This is a genomic window from Kitasatospora sp. NPDC051170 (genome assembly GCF_044455705.1).
Classification (GTDB): Bacteria; Actinomycetota; Actinomycetes; order Streptomycetales; family Streptomycetaceae; genus Kitasatospora.
This window is the reverse complement of record NZ_JBITFA010000005.1, coordinates 403,127-421,026: the sequence shown is the minus strand read 5'-3', so window position 1 is coordinate 421,026 and position 17,900 is coordinate 403,127. Positions and strand designations below refer to the sequence as shown.

Genomic DNA, 17,900 nt, shown 5'->3' with positions numbered 1-17,900 from the left:
GGACGCTTCCTTCGAGCCGCCTTCCAGCGGGCCCTCCGGGCGCTTCGTTCTTTCGTGTTTCCAGCTTACCAGATGTTTTCCGCTCCGTTTTCCGGGGCTTCGTCATCCAACTCGCTGGTGTCTTCCGGGGCTTGACGCCCTGTCCGACGTTTCAAACTCTAGCCGATCCCCGCTCCGAAAAGCGAATCCGGCCGCAATCCGATAAAACGAGCACGCCGAATAAGCACCGAGCCGCGACGCGAAAAGCGAAACGGCCGGCACGAGCCGGAAGTGGTGTTTCAAGGGATTGGCTACCTCGGGACCGTCCGCGCGGTGCGTGTCCGGTGCTCCCTGCCAGGCAGCTCGAAGAACACTAGACCTCTCGCACGACCGAGTCAAGCTCTGCAACCGGATTCTCAGCGTCCTCCTCCGCCGGCAGCTGGAAGGCGAGGACGGCCACGTCGTCGTCGTGCTCGGAGGTCACGCCCATGGCCCGGAGCAGCCGGGCGCAGATGACCTCGGGGGCGCCGACGGCGCCGGTGAGGGTGCGGGCGAGGAGGTCCAGTCCCTGGTCGATGTCCTCGTCGCGGCGCTCGACCAGGCCGTCCGTATAGAGGACGCCGGTGGTGCCGGGGAGCAGGCGCAGGGTGTGGGAGACGTGGAGGCCGTCGCCGGTGCCGAGCGGGGGGCCGTTCTGTTCCTCGCTGCGCAGGATGGTGCCGTCGGGGCAGCGCAGCAGGACGGGGAGGTGGCCGGCCGAGGCGTAGGTGAGGGTGCGGCGGCTCGGGTCCCAGACGGCGTAGGTGCAGGTGGCGATCTGGTTGGCGTCGATCTCCATGGCGAGGCCGTCGAGCAGGCGCATCACCTCGTGCGGGGGCAGGTCGAGGCGGGCGTAGGCGCGGACGGCGGTGCGGAGCTGGCCCATGACGGCGGCGGCGCGCAGGCCCCGGCCCATGACGTCGCCGATGACGAGGGCGGTGCGGCCGCCGTCGATGGCGATGACGTCGTACCAGTCGCCGCCGACCGCGGCCTCGGCTCCGCCGGGCTGGTAGGTGGCGGCGACGCGCAGGTCGGCGGGCTGGTCGAGCTTCTGCGGGAGCAGGCTGCGCTGGAGGGTGACGGCGGCCTCGCGCTGGCGGCGTTCGGCTTCGCGCAGGCGGGCGGCGGCGAGGACCTGGTCGGTGACCTCGGCGGCGAAGATCAGGACGCCGGCGGGCGGGCCCTCGGTGGGGGCGTCCGCGGTGTCACCGGGGCCGAGGGGGACACAGGAGACGTTGTAGTAGCGGTTGCCGGTGAGGCCGAGGATGCAGCGGGCCTTGACGCTGCGGGGCCGGCCGCCGCGGATGACCTGGTCCATCAGGGGCAGGACGCCCATGGTGCCGAGCTCGGGGAGGGCCTCGGCGGCGGGCAGGCCCGTGGGGCGGTCGCCGAAGAGTTCGCGGTAGGCGCGGTTGGTGTAGCCGAGCTGGTGCGCGGGGCCGTAGGTGACGGCGACGGGCGCGGGGATGCGGTTGAGGACCTCGCGCAGGTTCTGGGGCCTGTGCGGGTCGAGGAGTTCGGTGACGCTGGCGAGGTTGGTCGGGTCGCGGGGGCTGGGGACGACCACGCTGTCGGCGCAGGGCGTGCCGTCCTCGGTGCCGGCCCCGTCGGTCGGGGTGGCACGCCAGGGGACTCCGGTGAGCCGGACGCTCCAGCGCATGAGGTTCAAACGACGGCCGCTTCCTCGTTTTCCAGGCATATCATCACTTTTTGTGTGCGCACTGGCACACGGGGTAATGACCAGGTCGGGCTGATCCTGTCAGGCGGAGGCCCGGTTCCGGAAGTCGCCCGCGCGGCGTGGCCGTCCGAACGGCCGCCCCGCGCCGTGGCGGGGCCCGCTCACCGGGGAGCTTCCGGCCCGGCGCCGGGTGGTCGGCCGGGCCCCGGTTCGAACCCCTCCTCGAATCCCGAACGCTGGTACTCGACGCCGCCCAGGGACACGACCTCCCGGGAGAAGACCCCGCCCAGCACCCAGTCCATGAGCACCCGCACCCGGCGTTCCGCGCTCGGCAGGCGCCTCAGATGGCGGGCCCGGTGCAGCCACCAGGCCCGGCGCCCGGTGATCCGGGCGCCCCGGCGGGTGTGGGCGACGGCCCGGCCGATGCCCAGCGAGGTGGAGCAGGAGGCCGGGCCGGGCTCGTACGCCTCCAGGCCGGGCGCGTACGGTCCGGCGTCCAGGGCCACCACCAGGTTGCGGGCGAGCAACTCGGCCTGGGCGAAGGCGTGCTGGGCGTTGGGGGCGCAGGGGTCACCGTTCGCGTTCGGGTCCGGGACGGCCGCGCAGTCGCCGGCGGCCCAGACCCCGGGCAGGGCCCGTCCGTCCGGTCCGACCGCCTGGAGGGTGGCGAGACAGCGGACGCGGCCGAGGGCGTCCAGCGGGAGGTCGGTGTCCCTCAGCATCGGGGCGGGCCGCACGCCCGCCGTCCAGACGAGGGTGCGGGCGGCGAAGCGGCTGCCGTCCGAGAGCGCGACCACCTGGTCGGCGGCCGAGGCCAGGGTGGTGCCCAGCCGGACGTCGACGCCGCGCTCGCGCAGTTCGCGCAGGGTGTGCTCGGCCAGTTCGGGCGACTCCTCGGCCAGGATGCGGTCGGTGGCCTCGGCCAGGACCCACCGCAGGTCGGTGACGTCGACGTTGTGGTAGTCGCGCACGGCCGTGCGGGCCATGTCCTCCAGCTCGGCCAGCGCGCCCACCCCCGCGTAGCCGGCGCCGACGAAGACGAAGGTCAGCGCGGCCTGGCGCAGTGCCGGGTCACGGGTGGCGGAGGCCAGGTCGAGCTGCTCCAGGACGTGGTTGCGCAGGCTGACGGCGTCGCCGACGGTGGAGAAGCCGCGTCCGTGTTCGGCGAGTCCGGGCACGGGGGCGCCCCGGGAGACCGAGCCGGGGGCCACCACCAGGAGGTCGTAGGGCAGTTCGACGGGTGCGGGAGGCTCGCCGGGGCCCGCGGCGTCGGCGAAGGCCCGGCGGGTGGCGTGCTCGATGCGGGTGATCCTGGCGGTGAGCACCCGGCATTCCGGCAGGACCCGGCGCAGCGGGACGACCACGTGCCGGGGGTCGATCGAGCCGGCCGCGACCTCGGCGAGCAGCGGGTGGTAGGTGAAGTACGCCTCGGGTTCGACGACGGTGATCTCCACCTCGCCGCTGCGCAGTCTCTCCCGCAGGCCGCGCTGGAGGTGCAGCGCGGCGGCCATTCCGGCACAGCCGCCGCCGGCGATCAGGACTCGGATGGTGCACCTCCTGCCGATGTGACGCTTCGTCCCGGCCGCCCCGCGGCCGGGGGTGTCCCCCCATCACGCCCCCCTATGAAGGACCGGCGGGGGCGGTCTTGTCCACAGTCCGTACGGCATCCTTTGGGACGGACGGGGCGCATGTGGTCAGTTGTGCCTGCAGGGCGACTTTCTGACGCACTTTCGGGCGCGAAGAGCCGTGAACTATGGTCGGATTGTGTATCGGAGCGGACTCCGCCACGACCACCGGCGGCGACGCACCGTGGATCGGCCACTACGGCCTGTTCCAGTGTTGGCGCGAGAACCCGACTGCGGGACAGTCATCCGGGGAAGGGTAGTTCCCGGACGAGGCCCCGGGCGGCGCCGACGCGCCGAGCCGGGGTGCCCCGGCCCGGCGGCACGACGCACGACCGCGGTCACCGGAACGGGACGGGCGGCACGAGCGATGGATCACCGGGTCACTTCTGACGGATCGAGCTGCACCGGGGGGTGCAGGGGCGGGCGACGACTGAATCCGGATTCGGACGCCTGCGGGGGAGAGTTGGGATGATGGAACAACAGGAGCAGGTGTTGGGGCGGGCGGTCTCACCGCACGCCGGCCAGGGCACGGTGCCCGAGCAGCGCGGACCGGTCGACGTACCGGTCGACGCGTCGACGGGCGGCGTCCAGTACGCGGGCGTGCCGTACCGCACGGAGCCCGTACCGGCCTCGGCGCCGGTGCCCGGCGCCCGGCTGCGGGTGGACGCGCGGCGGAACCTGGAGAGCGTGCTGCGGGCCGCTCGCGAGGTGTTCGGCGAGTACGGCTACGACGCGCCGATGGAGGAGGTCGCGCGGCGGGCGGGTGTCGGTGTCGGCACGGTGTACCGGCGCTTCCCGAGCAAGGAGGTGCTGGTCCAGCGGATCGCCGCCGAGGAGGTGGCCTGGCTGACGGCGCAGGCGCGGGAGTCGCTGTACGGCGGCGACGGCGCCTGGGAGGCGCTGGCCGGGTACCTGGCGCGGGCGGTGACCACGGGCGCCGGGCGGCTGCTGCCGCCGGAGGCGTTCCGGTACGCGGAGGAGCTGGGCCGGGTGCCCGAGCAGCGGATCGCCGAGCAGGCGGGTGCGGTGCGCCTGGACGCGGAGCCGGTCGACTCCTCGGCGGCGGACGCCGATCCGCGGCTGCTGCTGCAGCTGCTGGCCGCGCTGGTGGCACGGGCGGGTGCGGCGGGTGAGCTGCGGCCGGGCGTGACGGTGTCGGACGTGGTGCTGGTGCTGACGGCGTCGGTTCCGGTGCACGCGGCGCGGACGGCTCCGGCGGGCTTCGGCGCTCCGGCTTCGGTGCCGGTCGGTGTCGGCGGCCCGGTCGGCCCGGTCGGCCTGGGCGGTTCGATCGCTTCGCAGGCGGACGGTCAACGCTCGGCGGGTCCGTCGGACCGGCTGCTGCAGATCCTGCTGGACGGCCTCCGGGCGCGCTGAGCCCCAGCGCTCCGGGCACCGTGCGTCGGTGCGCCGAGCGTGTGCGACCGTGCGCCCCTGATGCCTCATCCCGGGGGTGGACCACGGAAGTTGGCCGGATGACCGGCGCGCGATCAGGGAACGCGCGCCGGGTGGGGACGGCGCGCGACCCGGCGCCGCACGCTGGGCGAACACACCCGCGACGGCCCCACGGAAGAGTGGGTACCGGCCCGTCCGGCTACCGCCCCACCCTGCGCTATGCCATCCTTTGCCCGTGGTTGGAGCCAATGTCCCGATGCGCGCCCTTCGTGCGCCGTCGGCGCCGTGCGTCGGGGAACCGTGCGCCTACGCACTCCCGCGCGCCCTGCCACACTACGGGGGCTGTCGTGGAATCTGGGGTCCGTTGTGAGCGCCGAGGAACAGAACGACTACGGGTACGGCCTCGATTTCGGGGGCTACTCCGGTAGTACGGCCGAAGGGTCCGCCGCGGGCCCGGCCGGAGCCGCCCAAGTACCCGGAGCCGCCCAAGTACCGGGTGCCGCACCGGGCTCGGGACCCGGCCATGTGCCCGACCAGGCCGGGGCGCCCGGCCGCGAGTCCTTCTCCTCCGCATCCCCGCTGCCTCCCGGCCGCGTCCCCGGCCAGGCCCCCGCGGGCCGGGGCGGCGTCGCCCCCGAGGCGTTCGTCGGCGACGGCATGCCGGTGCGCCCGACCGTCCCCGCGCCCGCCGACCCCGTCGACGGCGAGCGCCCGCCCTCCGACGCCGAGTTGACCGCCCGCGTCCGGGCCGGTGACGACACCGCGTACGAGGAGATCTACCGCCGCCACGCCGACTCCGTCCGCCGGTACGCGCGCACCTGCTGCCGGGACAACTTCACCGCCGAGGACCTCGCCGGCGAGGTCTTCGCCCGCACCCTCCAGGCGCTCCGGGCGGGCAAGGGGCCGGACTTCGCCGTCCGCGCCTACCTGCTGACCGCCGTGCGCAACGTCGCCGCCGCCTGGCACCGCAGCGAGCGGCGCGAACAACTCGTCGACGACTTCTCGGTGTTCGCCCAGACCTCGGCCGCCGTCGCCGAGTTCGACCTCGCCGACCCGGGCGCCGACGCCTGGGCGATGGCCATGGCCGACCAGCGCATGGTGATGCAGGCGTACGCCGAACTGCCCGAGGACGACCGGGTGGTGCTCTGGCACACCGAGGTCGAGCGCGAATCCCCCAAGACCGTGGCCGTCATGCTCGGCAAGACCGCCAACGCCACCGCCGTCCAGGCCCACCGGGCCCGCGACCGGCTCGCCGCCGGCTTCCTCCAGGCGCACGTCTCCGGCAGCCAGGACAGCACCTGCGAGGCGTACGCCAACCGGCTCGGCGCCTACGCGCGCGGCTCGCTGCGCAAGCGGGCCTCGGCCGAGGTCGGGAGGCACCTCAAGGAGTGCGACCGCTGCACGGCGGCCTGCCTGGAGCTGACCGAGATCAACACCGGCCTGCGCGCGCTGCTGCCCGGCGGCGTGCTGGTCTGGATCGGCGTCGGCGGGGCCGGGTTCGCCGCGGCCGCCGTGGGCGGTGTGGCGGCGGTCGGCGGTGCCGCGGCGGCGGGAACGGCCGCGGCCGCGGCCGCGACGGGCGGTACCGCCGGGACGGCGGGCGCCGCAGGCGCCGCGGGCTCTGCCGGGGCCGGGGCCGGGGCCGCAGGGGCCTCCTCGGGGGGCGGCGCGGCGAGCGCCGCCGCCGGCGAGGGCCTGGGCACCGCCGCCAAGGCGGGCATCGCCGCCGCCATCGCGGTGGCCGCGGCCGCCGTCGCCGCGTACGCGCTCACCGGCTCGCCCGAGGCCACGCCCCCGGCGGCCGCTCCCCCGGTCACCAGTGCCCCGGCCGCCCCCGGCCCGGTGGCCCCCGCACCGGCCTCACCCGCCCCGGCCTCGCCCGCGCCGCCCAGCAGTGCCGAGCCCACGCCGGAGGAACCCGCTCCGAGCCCGCCGCCGACCGCCGCACCCGAGCCGACGCCGACCGCGACCCCCGCTCCGGCGAAGAGCCCCGCGCCCAGCACCCCGGCTCCCCCGCCGCGCGTCGTGCCGCCGCCCGTCGTCCCCGAGCCGACGCTGCCGCCGGTGCCCACGCCCGACATCCCGGTGCCCACCGTGCCGGACGTGCCGGTGCCGACCGTGCCCACGCCCACCCCGCCCGTGCCCAGCGACTTCTGGGCCGACTCGCTGCCCGTCACCAAGCCCGGCAACAACCGGGTGCCGCCGGAGGGGCCGAGCATCCGGAAGAAGGGCAGCGGGAACTTCCAGCAGCGCTCCGGCGGCTGGATCGCCGGCGACTACCACCCGCACGCGCTCACCGTGCACGCCCCGGCCACCACGCTGATCGACCTCAACCGCAGCTGCACGTCCTTCGACGCGGTCGCCGGGGTGGACGACGCCACGCTCTCGCCGGGCGGGGTCGTCTTCTCCGTCCAGGGCGGCGACGGCACCACGCTGTGGCACTCCCCCGCGCTCGCCGTCGGCGACTCCGCGGTGCCGGTGCACGTGCCGCTCGCCGGTCAGACGTCGATCCGGCTCGTGGTCACGCCCGCGAACGGGGTGTGGTCGGTGCTGAACGTGGCGGACTGGGCCGAGGCCCGGTTCAGGTGCTCCTGAACCGGGCCCCCGGGCGCGTGCCGGCTCAGATCGCGCAGGTGCCGTCCGCGCAGGACTCGCCCGCCGGGGCGACCGGCTGCGGGGCCGGGCGGCGCTCGCCGATCTCGGTGGCGACCTGGTCCAGCACCTTGCGGAAGGTCTCGGCGTCCTGGGCGCCCTGGACGGCCCACTTGCCCTCGAACACGAAGGTCGGCACGGCGTTGATGCCCAGCTCCCGGGCCTCGGCCAGCTGCGCCTCCACCTCGGCGGCGCCCTCGTCGCCCGCCAGGTAGGCGGCGGCGCGCTCGCGGTCCAGGCCCGCCGAGGCGGCGACCTCCACCAGCGCGGTGCGGTCGCCGACGTCGACGCCGTCCGTGAAGTGCGCCTTCAGCAGGGCCTCCTTGAGCCGGCCCTGGGCCTCGGCGCCGTACTCGGTCTCCGCCAGGTGCAGCAGGCGGTGGCCCAGGATGGTGTTGACGTGCTGCGCGGCGTCGAAGTCGTACGTCAGGCCCTCGGCGAGACCCAGCTCCGCGACCCGGGCGTCCATCGCGACGGACTGCGGGCCGTAGCGCTCGGCCAGCCAGGCGCGGTGGGGGCTCGCCGTCTCGGGGGCGTCGGGGACGAGCTGGTACGGGCGGTAGACGAGCTCGACGGCGTCCTTGCCCGGGAACGCCTCCAGGGCCGTCTCGAACCGGCGCTTGCCGATCCAGCACCAGGGGCAGGCGATGTCGCTGTAGATCTCGACCTTCATGCGGGGTGACTCCAAGGGGGGCGTGAAACCTGTGCGTGCGAGATAGGTGAACGGTGAACCATCTCGGTACATTCCCGGCACGCCCGCCGGACCCGCCCGGCCCCGCCGGGCCTTCCGGTCAGCTGCCCGGCGGGGCCGGGACCACCAGTACCGGGCAGGCCGCGTGGTGCACCGCCGCCGAACTCACCGACCCCAGCAGCAGCCGGGCGAAGCCCCCGTTGCCCCGGGTGCCGAGCACCATGGTGTGCTGCCGGGTCGAGGCCTCCAGCAGCACCTCGATCACGTTGCCAAGCACCACGTGCAGGGACATCTCCCCGGTGTACGGGCGGGGGCGCTGGCGCTGCACGGCCTCCACGGCGCGGCGCAGCCCGTCCGCCATGCTCTCCACCAGCGTCTCCACGCTCTCCTGCACCAGCTCCGCCATCCCCGGCGGGTAGCCCGCCGGGGCGGGGTTCACCACGGCCAGCACGTACAGCGGCAGGCCGAACAGCTCCGCCTCCGTCATCGCCCGGTCCAGCGCCCACAGCGACCCGTCCGACCCGTCGCAGGCCGCCAGCACCCCGGCCGGTCTCCCGGACGGCGGCCGCCCCAGCACCGACAGCACCACCGGCACCCGCTCGCCCACCGAACCCTCCTCGCCCCGGACCCACGATCCCGGTCATCATCGCCCTCCCGCCCCATCCCGTCCGCGCTCGCCGCGCCGGACCCGAGGGGGCCGCGGGGGCCGCGCGGAGCGGGGTGGAGTGGGCGCCACGTGCCGGAGCCGCGGCAGGAAGGTGGAGCGGCCGCCGGAGGCCAGGGCCGCGCCGGACCCGAGGGAGCGGCGGGGGCCGCGCGGAGCGGGGCGGGGCGCCGCGTGCCGGAGCGGCGGCAGGAGGGTGGGGCGGCCGCCGGGAGCCGGGGACAGTGGGCGGGGTCAGGGGGTGAGGGCTCGGGGGTGGGGGTGGGGGAGGCCCGTCCAGCAGGCGCCGTGGCGGCGGGCGCGGAGGCGGCGGAGCCAGAGTTCGGTGGAGACGAGGTCGGCGAGGCCCGCGAGGGTGGCCGGGGTGAGGGGGGTGGCGGGGTCGGCGGTGCGGGCGAGGTGGGTGCGCAGGGCGGGGAGGTCGATGAGGCCGGCTTCGGCGAGGAGGGGGGCGTCGAAGAGTTCGGCGAGGCCGTCCGCGGCGAGGCGCAGGCCCGCGCGGGTGGGGGCGGTGCGATCGGGGCGGGGGCTGCGGCCCCAGTCGGGGGGCAGGTCGGTGCGGCCGGCGCCGGTGAGGACGGCGTGCAGGAGGGCATGCCGGGCGCCGGGCTGGAGGCGGACGTCGTCGGGCAGGAGGCGGGCGGCGCGGACCACCTGGTTGTCGAGGAAGGGTGCGTGCAGCCGCTGGCCGGGCTGTTCGGCGGCGTGCAGCAGCGTGCGGAAGGAGCGCGCCTGCCGGTGGAGGGCGTGCCGGGCGCGGTGCGCGCCGGGGTGTTCCTCGGGCGCCGGTCTGCGCGCCGCCAGGCGCAGCCGCAGCGCGACCGAGGAGAGCGCGTCGTCGGAGAGCCAGCGGGCGGCCGGGCCGGGGACGCACCAGGCGAGGTCGAGGGCCGAGCGGCGGCCCGCCGTGCCGATGCCGTCCGGGACGTGGCGGGCGGTCAGCTTGGCGGCAGCCTCGTCCAGCGCCTCGGCGTAGCGGACCCGGGAGAGCCGGTGGGCGGCCCGGACGACGACGAGCGGGGTGCGCACCGCGCCGGTGAGGACGCCCGCGGCGGCCCGGTCGGCTCCGGCCAGCGCGGCGACGGGGGGCAGGAGTTCGCGCGGGCGGCCGGCCCGGAGGAGGTCGGCGAGCCGGGCGGGGTGGCCGTCCAGGACCTGCCGGGCGCCGTAGCCGGTGAGGTGGTCGGTGCCGCCGGCGTCGAAGCGGGCCACGGCCCGGGCGGCGGCGACGAGTTCGGGGCCGGGCTCGTCGGTGAGCGGGCCGGTCTGCGGGTCGGTGCCCAGGCCCGCGTACGGGAGGGTGCCGGGGCCGGGGTCGAGGACGGTGTGCCGCAGGCGCGGGGTGTCGGGGGCGAGTGCGAGGGTGGCCGGGCCCTCGGTCTCGCCGAGGGTGACGGCGGCGAGTTGCTCGGGGCCGGCGGGTTCGCGTTCGCCGCCCCGGGCCCAGGAGCCCTTGACGGCCCCGCTCCTGGCGCCGGTGGCGGGCCGCGCGGCCGGGCCCCTGGCCGGGGCCGGCGAGGGCGCGGGCGGCAGCGGCACGGCGGCGGCGAGCAGGGCGACGGTCGCGGAGGCGGTGCCGTACGAGAGGTCGACGCCGAGCCGTGCCCGTCCGTCCCGCGAGGGCGCGGGCACGGTGGTGCGGACCCGGGAGCGGACGGACTCCAGCAGCGCGCGGGTGAGTTCGCGGATCGCGGGCGCCTCGCCGCGCGGCTGCTCGGTGGCGGACGGCTCGTCGTAGCCGGACACGTAGGGGCGGCCGCCGTGGATGGTGAGCGCGTGCCCGGGCGGCACCCGCTGGACGCCGAGGTAGGGGGTGCCGGTGCCGAGCGCCTCCGGGGATTCGGGGCAGGCGAGCCGGGCGGCGAGGTGGCCGGTGTCGAGCGGGGCGCCGACGAGGTCGGCGAGCGGGAGGGCGGCGGTGGCGTAGGCGGTGCCGCCGGCCCAGGGGGTGTGGAAGACGGGCTGGGCGCCGGCGAGGTCGGTGAGCAGCAGGGTGGAGCGGGTGCCGGTGCGCAGCACGACGGTGTAGCTGCCGGGCCAGGCGGTGAGGTGGCGGACGGCGCCGCCGCGGGCGGCGGCGAGGCCCGCGGCGAGTTCGGCGTCGGTGGCGCCGCAGTGGCCGAGGACGGCGAGCCGGGTGGTGGCGGGGGTGTCCTCGGCGGTGTCCGGGGCGGTGGGGCCGGTGGTGACGGCCGCGGGGGCGCCGGGGCGGAGGGTGACGAGGCGGATCTCCTCGGGGCGCCAGTCGCCCACCGCCCAGAGCGGGTTGGGCCCGGTCCACAGGGGGCGCGCGGCGATCGGGGTGACGGTGGCGAGGGCCTCCTGCGCGGGCGTGCCCGGCCGTGGCGCGCCGGTGCTCCAGCCCGTCAGCCACCGCATCGCGCCTCCACCGGACGAGGACCCGCACCCGGACGGCGCTCCGGCGCGTCGTCTGGAGACATCGTGCCATCGCCGGGGGCCACTGGGGCCGGTGTTTCCGGTTCCGTTTGCGCGTCACGGGGGCCGGGCGGGGCGGGTGTTGTGCGGGCCGGGCGGCCGGGGCGCGGTGTCGCCGGTTCCGTTTCGGTCGCAGTCGGTCGCGTTCGGTCGCAGTCGCTCGCACGGCGGGCGGGCCGGGCCTTCCCCTCCAAGGCCCGGGCCGCCCCGGGATCGCCTTGGCATGGGCATCGCGAGATGGCCGAAAGGCGTCGCCCAGTCCGGGAGGGCATCCGCATGCCCTCCCGGACTCCGCTGCCGCCCGCGGGGATTGAGGCGGCGGCATCCCCCGGCCCGCCGGGTCCTCGACGGCGGGCCGACCCACGACCACCAGCGAATCGCCCACCTGCCGGTCGGGCCAGGGGGCACGGCCGGGCGCACATCGACACGGGACCGGAGCACGAGGCTCCGGCGCACGGCGCACCCGGCCGGAAACGAGTGGTCCGGACCAACTCCCGCCCCACCACGGCATGATGGGCCGGGCACGCGATCCCGCCATCCGGAATGCGACCTCTTAACCCTCGGAACGCGTCCGACTACTCTAGGTACAGCAGCTACGGCCCGGTGCCGCCCGGGCCCCGCGCACAAGGCCGCAGGAGGTGCAGCCGCCACCATGACCATCAGCCCACGAGGACCGAACGAACGGCTCGGCACGCTCCTGTCCCTCGCCCAGATCAGCAACGCCGGACTCGCCCGCAGGGTCAACGACCTCGGCGCGCAGCGCGGGTTGACCCTGCGCTACGACAAGACCTCCGTCGCCCGCTGGGTCAGCAAGGGCATGGTCCCGCAGGGGCCCGTCCCGCACCTGATCGCCACGGCGATCGGCGGCAAGCTCGGCCGCCCGGTGCCGCTGGAGGAGATCGGCCTGGGCGACACCGACCCGGCGCCCGAACTCGGCCTGGCCTTCCCGCGCGAGGTGGCCGACGCCGTCCGCTCGGCCACCGACCTGTGGCGGGTCGACCTCGACCTGCGGCGCGGCCCCGGCGGCGGGCGGTGGAGCGACAGCCTGGCCGGGACCTTCTCCGTCGCCGCGTACGCGACGCCCGTCTCCCGCTGGCTGATCAACCCGGCGGACGGCTCGGTGGCCCGCGAGGTGCCGCGCTCCCCCAGCGAGAGCTCCTCGTACCGGGTCGGCCACTCGGACGCGGCGAAGCTGCGCGAGGCGGCCCAGGAGGCCCGCCGCTGGGACTCCAAGTACGGCGGCGGGGACTGGCGTTCGTCGATGGTCCCGGAGTGCCTGCGGGTGGAGGCGGCGCCGCTGCTGCTCGCCTCGTACAGCGACGCCGTCGGCCGGGCGCTGTTCGGCGCGACCGCCGAACTGACCAGGCTGGCCGGGTGGATGGCCTTCGACACCGGGCAGCACGAGGCCGCCCAGCGGTACTACATCCAGGCCCTGCGACTCGCCCGGGCCGCCGCCGACGTGCCGCTCGGCGGGTACGTGCTGGCCTCGATGAGCCTGCAGGCCGGCTACCGGGGCTTCGCGGAGGAGGCCGTCGACCTCGCGCAGGCCGCGCTGGAGCGCAACCGGGGACTGGCCACCGCCCGGACGATGAGCTTCTTCCACCTGGTGGAGGCACGGGCCCAGGCCAAGGCCCGCAACGCGGCGGCGTGCGCGACGGCGCTCGGGGCTGCGGAGAGCGCACTCGAGCGGGCCCGCGCCGGTGACCCGGATCCGGCCTGGATCGACTTCTACGCCTACGACCGCCTCGCCGCCGACGCCGCGGAGTGCTTCCGCGACCTCGGGGTGCCCTCCAAGGTCCGGCAGTTCACCCGCGAGGCGCTGGCCACGCCCACCGAGGGCTTCGTCCGCTCGCACGGGCTGCGGCTGGTGGTCTCGGCGATGGCCGAGGCGGAGGCGGGCGACCTGGAGGCGGCCGTGGCCGCCGGGGAGCGGGCCGTCGAGGTGGCCGGAAGGATCTCCTCGCAGCGCAGCCGGGAGTACGTGGTGGAGATGCTGCGCCGGCTGGAACCCTTCCAGGGTGAGCGCCGCGTACGGGAGTTGACGGAACGGGCGCGCGCGGTGATCGTCGCGCCGGCGTGAGGGGCGCGCGTCTGCCGGTAATTCGGATGCACCTTCGAGAGAGGCCCGGATAAGGTCTCTCTCGTCCAGGTGCGCAGGCAGAGGTTACTTCCACTTCGATTGGGTGTGTCGCGGGTTCGAGTCCCGTCACCGACTTCGGGTCGGTGTAGCTCAGTTGGTAGAGCAGCTTGTTACCTCAGCCGCTTTCGAACTCTGGACACCTACACGTCAATAGTTCGTCCGCACTTCCCGGTGCGAAGGCAGCGGTTACTTCTGTGGAGTGCCCCCATGGGGCGCGTTGAAGCAAACCAAAACAACCGCGGCCGATTCCCTTGATCTCGGGAGGCAAAGGCGTTTCACGGGTGGCTCGCATGCGGGCACCCCTGACCGCAGCATGCCTCCCTCCCGTCGCGAAAATCCGCAGGCCGAGGGGGGCTGCAGCATGTCCAGGTTCAATCTCCGCAAGAAGAAGGCCCCGGCAGGCCCGGTCTCGGCCGTGGCCACCACCGGTCGCGTCGTCGTCAACGCCAACGGCGGTGCCGGGCACGTCCGGGACGCCCGGTCCGAACTCTTCCTGCTCGCCGTGGCCAACATGGTCGGGCAGCACTCCTTCCACGAGCGGGGCGGCGACCGCGACGACCGGTACACCGCGCTGGTGCGCGAGCTCGCCGTCAGCGATCCCGAGTGGACGTTCAAGCTGCTGCGCTGGCTGCGCTACGACGCGCAGATGCGCACCGCCGCGCTGGTCGGCGCCGCCGAGTTCACCCGGGCCCGACTGGACGCGGGCGAGCCCGGCTGGTCGCGGCAGGCCGTCGCCGCCGTGCTGCGCCGCCCGGACGAGCCGGGTGAGCTGCTCGCGTACTGGACCTCGCGCTACGGCCGGGCGCTGCCCAAGCCGGTCAAGCGCGGTGTCGCGGACGCGGTCCAGCAGCTCTACGACGCCCGGGCGCTGCTCAAGTACGACACCGCGGGCAAGGACTACCGCTTCGGCGACGTCCTGGAGCTGACGCACCCGTCGCCGCACCCGCACAAGGCGTGGCAGGGCCCGCTGTTCCGGTACGCGCTGGACCGGCGGCACCGGCCGAGCGAAGCGCTGCCCCCGGCGGCGGACGCGATGCTGACGGCCAACCGTGAGCTGCTCGCGCTGCCCGTCGAGGAGCGGCGGGCGGCCGTGACGTCGCCCGGCGGTGCCGAGCGGCTGGCCGCGGCCGGGCTGACCTGGGAGGCCCTGGCGGGCTGGCTGCAGGGGCCGATGGACGCGGCCGTCTGGGAGGCGGTCATCCCGTCCATGGGCCCGATGGCCCTGGTGCGGAACCTGCGCAACTTCGACCAGGCCGGAGTCTCGGACGAGGTCGCGGAGGCGGTGGCCCGGCGGATATCCGACAAGGGCGAGGTCCGGCGCTCGCGCCAGTTCCCCTTCCGGTACCTGGCCGCCTACCGGCACGCGCCCTCGCTGCGGTGGGGGCACGCGCTGGAGAAGGCGCTCGCCCACTCGCTCGCCAACGTGCCCGCACTGCCGGGCCGCACGCTGATCCTGGTCGACCGCTCCGGCTCGATGTTCGACCGGCCGAGCGCGCAGACCCAGCTCAACCGGGCCGACTCGGCGGCGATCTTCGGCACCGCGCTGAAGGTCCGGGCGGAGAAGGCCGACCTGGTCGAGTTCGGGACGTCGAGCAGGACCGTCGAGGTCGGCCCCGGGGAGTCGGTGCTGCGGGTGCTGGACCGCTTCTCCGACCTCGGGGGCACGAACACCGCGCAGGCCGTCCGCGAGCACTACCGGGGGCACGGCCGGGTGGTCGTCGTCACCGACGAGCAGACCTCCTGGGTGCGGGGAGGCCGCGACCCGCTCGCGGCCGTCCCGGCCCACGTGCCGGTCTACACCTGGAACCTCGCGGGCTACGCCACCGGCCACGGCCCCAGCGGTGTGGCCAACCGGCACACCTTCGGCGGCCTGAGCGACGCGGCCTTCCGGCTGATCCCCCTGCTGGAGGCGGGGGAGGACACCGGCTGGCCCTGGGAGGCCCAGGAGTAGACCACCAGGGGCGGTGTGCCGCACGAGGGCCGGGGGGCTCGACGCGGCACACCGGGCCTCGGCCGGGGGGAGGGTGTGGCGTGCGCGGCCGGGGGGCCGAGCACACCACACCGCGGCCGGGCGAGGGGGGGGGACGGCGGCGCACCGGGTCGGGGGGCCAGGTGCGCCGCCACGCGGCAGGGGTGGTCGGCGACGAGCCGACCGCCACCTGCCGCACCGGCACGTCAACCGGCACGTCAACCGGCACGTCATCTGACCCGGCGGTACGTCACATCCCCGCGCGGCGGAGCCTTCACGGGCCGACCGGCGCGCGGGAACGCGCCTCACCCGGCGCCCCGACTGCCGCCCCCGACTGCGCCCCGACGCACCCTCGACGCCCACCCGCCCCCGTGGCAGCATCGGCGGCACACAACAGCCGGGCGTCAGGCGGGAGCGAGCGGTGGCGGGCGAGTTCGATGTCGTGATCGTGGGTGGCGGGATCGTCGGACTGGCCACGGCGTACGCGCTGACGCGGGCCCGGCCGGGCCTGCGGCTGGCGCTGCTGGAGAAGGAGAACGGCTTCGCCGCCCACCAGACCGGCCGCAACAGCGGGGTCATCCACAGCGGCGTCTACTACCGCCCCGGCTCGTACAAGGCCCGCTTCGCCGTGGCCGGCGCCGCCGAGATGGTGGAGTTCTGCCGCGAGCAGGGCATCCCGCACGAGGTCACCGGCAAGCTGATCGTGGCGACCTCCGCCGCCGAGCTGCCCCGGATGGCGACGCTGGCCGAGCGCGGCCGGGCGAACGGCATCCCCGTCCTCGAGCTGGACCGCGCCGGGATCGCCGACTACGAGCCGAACGTCACCGGCGTGGCCGGGCTGCACATCGGCAGCACCGGCATCTGCGACTACCCCGCCGTGGCCTCGGCCTTCGCCCGGCTGGCCCGCGAGGCCGGGGCCGAGCTGCGGCCCGGGCGCGCGGTGCGGTCCGTGGCCCGGCGCCGGGACGGCGTGACGGTGGCCACGGACGCCGGAGAGCTGCGCGCCGGGGTGCTGGTGAACTGCGCGGGCCTGCACAGCGACCGGATCGCCCGGATGGCCGGGGACGACACCGGGGTGCGGATCGTGCCCTTCCGCGGCGAGTACTACGAACTGACCGAGAAGCGGCGGGACCTGGTGAACGGCCTGGTCTACCCGGTGCCCGACCCGGCCTTCCCCTTCCTCGGCGTGCACCTCACCCGGGGCATCCACGGGGACGTCCACGTCGGCCCGAACGCCGTCCCCGCGCTGGCCCGCGAGGGCTACGACTGGCGCACGATCCACCCCCGCGACCTGGCCGACACCCTCGCCTTCCCCGGCACCTGGCGCATCCTGCGCCGGCACTGGCGCTACGAGGTCGGCGAGCTGCACCGCTCGCTGTCCAAGCGGGCGTTCACCGCCGCCGTCCAGCACCTGCTGCCCGCCGTGACCGCCGAGGACCTGGTGCCCACCACCGCCGGGGTCCGCGCCCAGGCCGTGGCCCGGGACGGCTCGCTGCTGGACGACTTCGCCTTCGCCGGCTTCGACCCCGAGGACGCGCGCTCCCCGCGCCGGACCGTGCACGTGCTCAACGCCCCCTCCCCCGCCGCGACGGCCTCGCTGCCCATCGGCCGGGAGGTCGCCCGCCGGGCCCTCGCCGCCCTGGAGGCGGGCGGCTGAGCCGCGCCGCCGCACCGCTGAGCCCGCGCCGCCGAACCGGGGATGAGCCCCGTCACACACCCCGACGGGTGCCCCGGACGGCCCCGTAGACTCGGGGGATTGTGACTGCCACCGCCCCCATCCCCCAGCCCTCGCCGTCCGCCCGGCTGTCCGCCGCGCCCGCGGCCTACCCCGCGCCGATGTACCCGCACAAGGCCACCGAGGCCCAGCACCGCGAGCGCCGCATCCGCAGCTTCCAGCCGCGCCGGGGCCGGATGACCAACGCCCAGGCGGGCGCCCTCGACCGCGGGTGGGAGCAGTACGGCATCCCGATCGACGGCACCCCGCTGGACCTGGGGGAGCTGTTCGGGGGCCTGCCGGTCACCCTGGAGATCGGCTTCGGCATGGGCGAGACCACCGCCGCGATGGCCGCCGCCGACCCGGCCGCGGGCATCCTCGCCGCCGACGTGCACACCCCCGGCCACGGCAACCTCATCGGCCTGCTGGAGCGGGACGGTTCGCAGAACGTCCGCACGGCCGCCGGCGACGCCGTGATCCTGCTGCGCGACATGCTCGCCGACGCCTCGCTGGCTGGGCTGCGGGTGTACTTCGCCGACCCGTGGCCCAAGCCCAAGCACCACAAGCGCCGCCTGGTCCAGCCCTCCCTCCTGGAGCTCGTCCTGCCCCGGCTCGCCCCCGGCGCCCTGGTGCACTGCGCCACCGACTGGGAGCCGTACGCGGAGCAGATGCTGGAGGTGCTCTCCGCCTCCCCCGAGCTGGAGAACCTGCACCCCGAGGGCGACGGCACCGGCTGGCTGGAGCCCGCCGAGCACCCCGAGGGCAGCGTGCCCGGCTACGCGCCGCGTCCCGACTGGCGCCCGGTGACCAAGTTCGAGCGCGCCGGGATCGCCAAGGGCCACGTCGTGCACGACCTGCTGTTCCGCCGCCGCTGAACCACCGGCCCACCGGGCCCTGTTCGGCCGGATCGAACGAACG

Annotated in this window: 10 protein-coding genes and 1 pseudogene; 6 read left to right on the top strand and 5 right to left on the bottom strand. The window is 75.8% G+C overall.

The window, feature by feature from the left end; translation table 11 throughout:
- Positions 1-394: 394 nt before the first annotated feature.
- Together ACIBCA_RS14875 and ACIBCA_RS14870 are read right to left on the bottom strand one after the other, a co-directional pair.
- Positions 395-1,687 (bottom strand): annotated as a pseudogene (locus ACIBCA_RS14875) (SpoIIE family protein phosphatase); the annotation flags it as partial.
- A 170-nt stretch (positions 1,688-1,857) separates the two neighbouring features.
- A complete protein-coding gene (locus tag ACIBCA_RS14870) occupies positions 1,858-3,207 on the bottom strand; it encodes an NAD(P)/FAD-dependent oxidoreductase (protein ID WP_396283265.1) in 1,350 nt (449 codons plus the stop codon).
- Between the two features lie 582 nt (positions 3,208-3,789).
- On the opposite strand from ACIBCA_RS14870, the gene ACIBCA_RS14865 reads away from it, so the two are divergent.
- Both ACIBCA_RS14865 and ACIBCA_RS14860 read left to right on the top strand, forming a co-directional pair.
- Positions 3,790-4,698, top strand: a complete 909-nt coding sequence (locus ACIBCA_RS14865) for a TetR/AcrR family transcriptional regulator (RefSeq protein WP_396283264.1) — start codon at positions 3,790-3,792, stop codon at positions 4,696-4,698.
- Positions 4,699-5,241: 543 nt separating this feature from the next.
- Complete coding sequence (locus tag ACIBCA_RS14860; RefSeq protein WP_396283263.1) at positions 5,242-7,311, top strand: sigma-70 family RNA polymerase sigma factor; 2,070 nt, start codon at positions 5,242-5,244, stop codon at positions 7,309-7,311.
- 25 nt (positions 7,312-7,336) lie between these two features.
- Here ACIBCA_RS14860 and ACIBCA_RS14855 read toward each other — a convergent pair whose 3' ends face one another.
- The 3 genes from ACIBCA_RS14855 to ACIBCA_RS14845 all read right to left on the bottom strand — a co-directional run bounded on the left by ACIBCA_RS14855 (position 7,337) and on the right by ACIBCA_RS14845 (position 11,102).
- Positions 7,337-8,041, bottom strand: coding sequence for a DsbA family oxidoreductase (locus ACIBCA_RS14855; protein WP_396283262.1), 705 nt, complete (start codon positions 8,039-8,041; stop codon positions 7,337-7,339).
- A 118-nt stretch (positions 8,042-8,159) separates the two neighbouring features.
- On the bottom strand, positions 8,160-8,666 hold the full coding sequence (locus ACIBCA_RS14850; RefSeq protein WP_396283261.1) for a universal stress protein: 507 nt from the start codon (positions 8,664-8,666) through the stop codon (positions 8,160-8,162).
- A gap of 291 nt (positions 8,667-8,957) precedes the next feature.
- Positions 8,958-11,102, bottom strand: a complete 2,145-nt coding sequence (locus tag ACIBCA_RS14845; RefSeq protein ID WP_396283260.1) for an asparagine synthase-related protein — start codon at positions 11,100-11,102, stop codon at positions 8,958-8,960.
- 709 nt (positions 11,103-11,811) lie between these two features.
- Between ACIBCA_RS14845 and ACIBCA_RS14840 the strand changes: the two genes are divergently transcribed.
- From ACIBCA_RS14840 to trmB, 4 genes are all read left to right on the top strand, one after another.
- Positions 11,812-13,239, top strand: coding sequence for an MFS transporter (locus ACIBCA_RS14840; protein ID WP_396283259.1), 1,428 nt, complete (start codon positions 11,812-11,814; stop codon positions 13,237-13,239).
- Between the two features lie 421 nt (positions 13,240-13,660).
- Complete coding sequence (locus tag ACIBCA_RS14835; protein ID WP_396283258.1) at positions 13,661-15,250, top strand: TROVE domain-containing protein; 1,590 nt, start codon at positions 13,661-13,663, stop codon at positions 15,248-15,250.
- Between the two features lie 439 nt (positions 15,251-15,689).
- Positions 15,690-16,925 (top strand): L-2-hydroxyglutarate oxidase, encoded by a 1,236-nt coding sequence (gene lhgO, locus ACIBCA_RS14830; protein ID WP_396283257.1) that lies wholly within the window; start codon positions 15,690-15,692, stop codon positions 16,923-16,925.
- A 101-nt stretch (positions 16,926-17,026) separates the two neighbouring features.
- Positions 17,027-17,857 carry a tRNA (guanosine(46)-N7)-methyltransferase TrmB gene (gene trmB, locus ACIBCA_RS14825; RefSeq protein ID WP_396283256.1) on the top strand — a complete coding sequence of 277 codons (831 nt, stop codon included), beginning with the start codon at positions 17,027-17,029 and terminating at the stop codon, positions 17,855-17,857.
- The last annotated feature ends 43 nt before the right edge of the window (positions 17,858-17,900 follow it).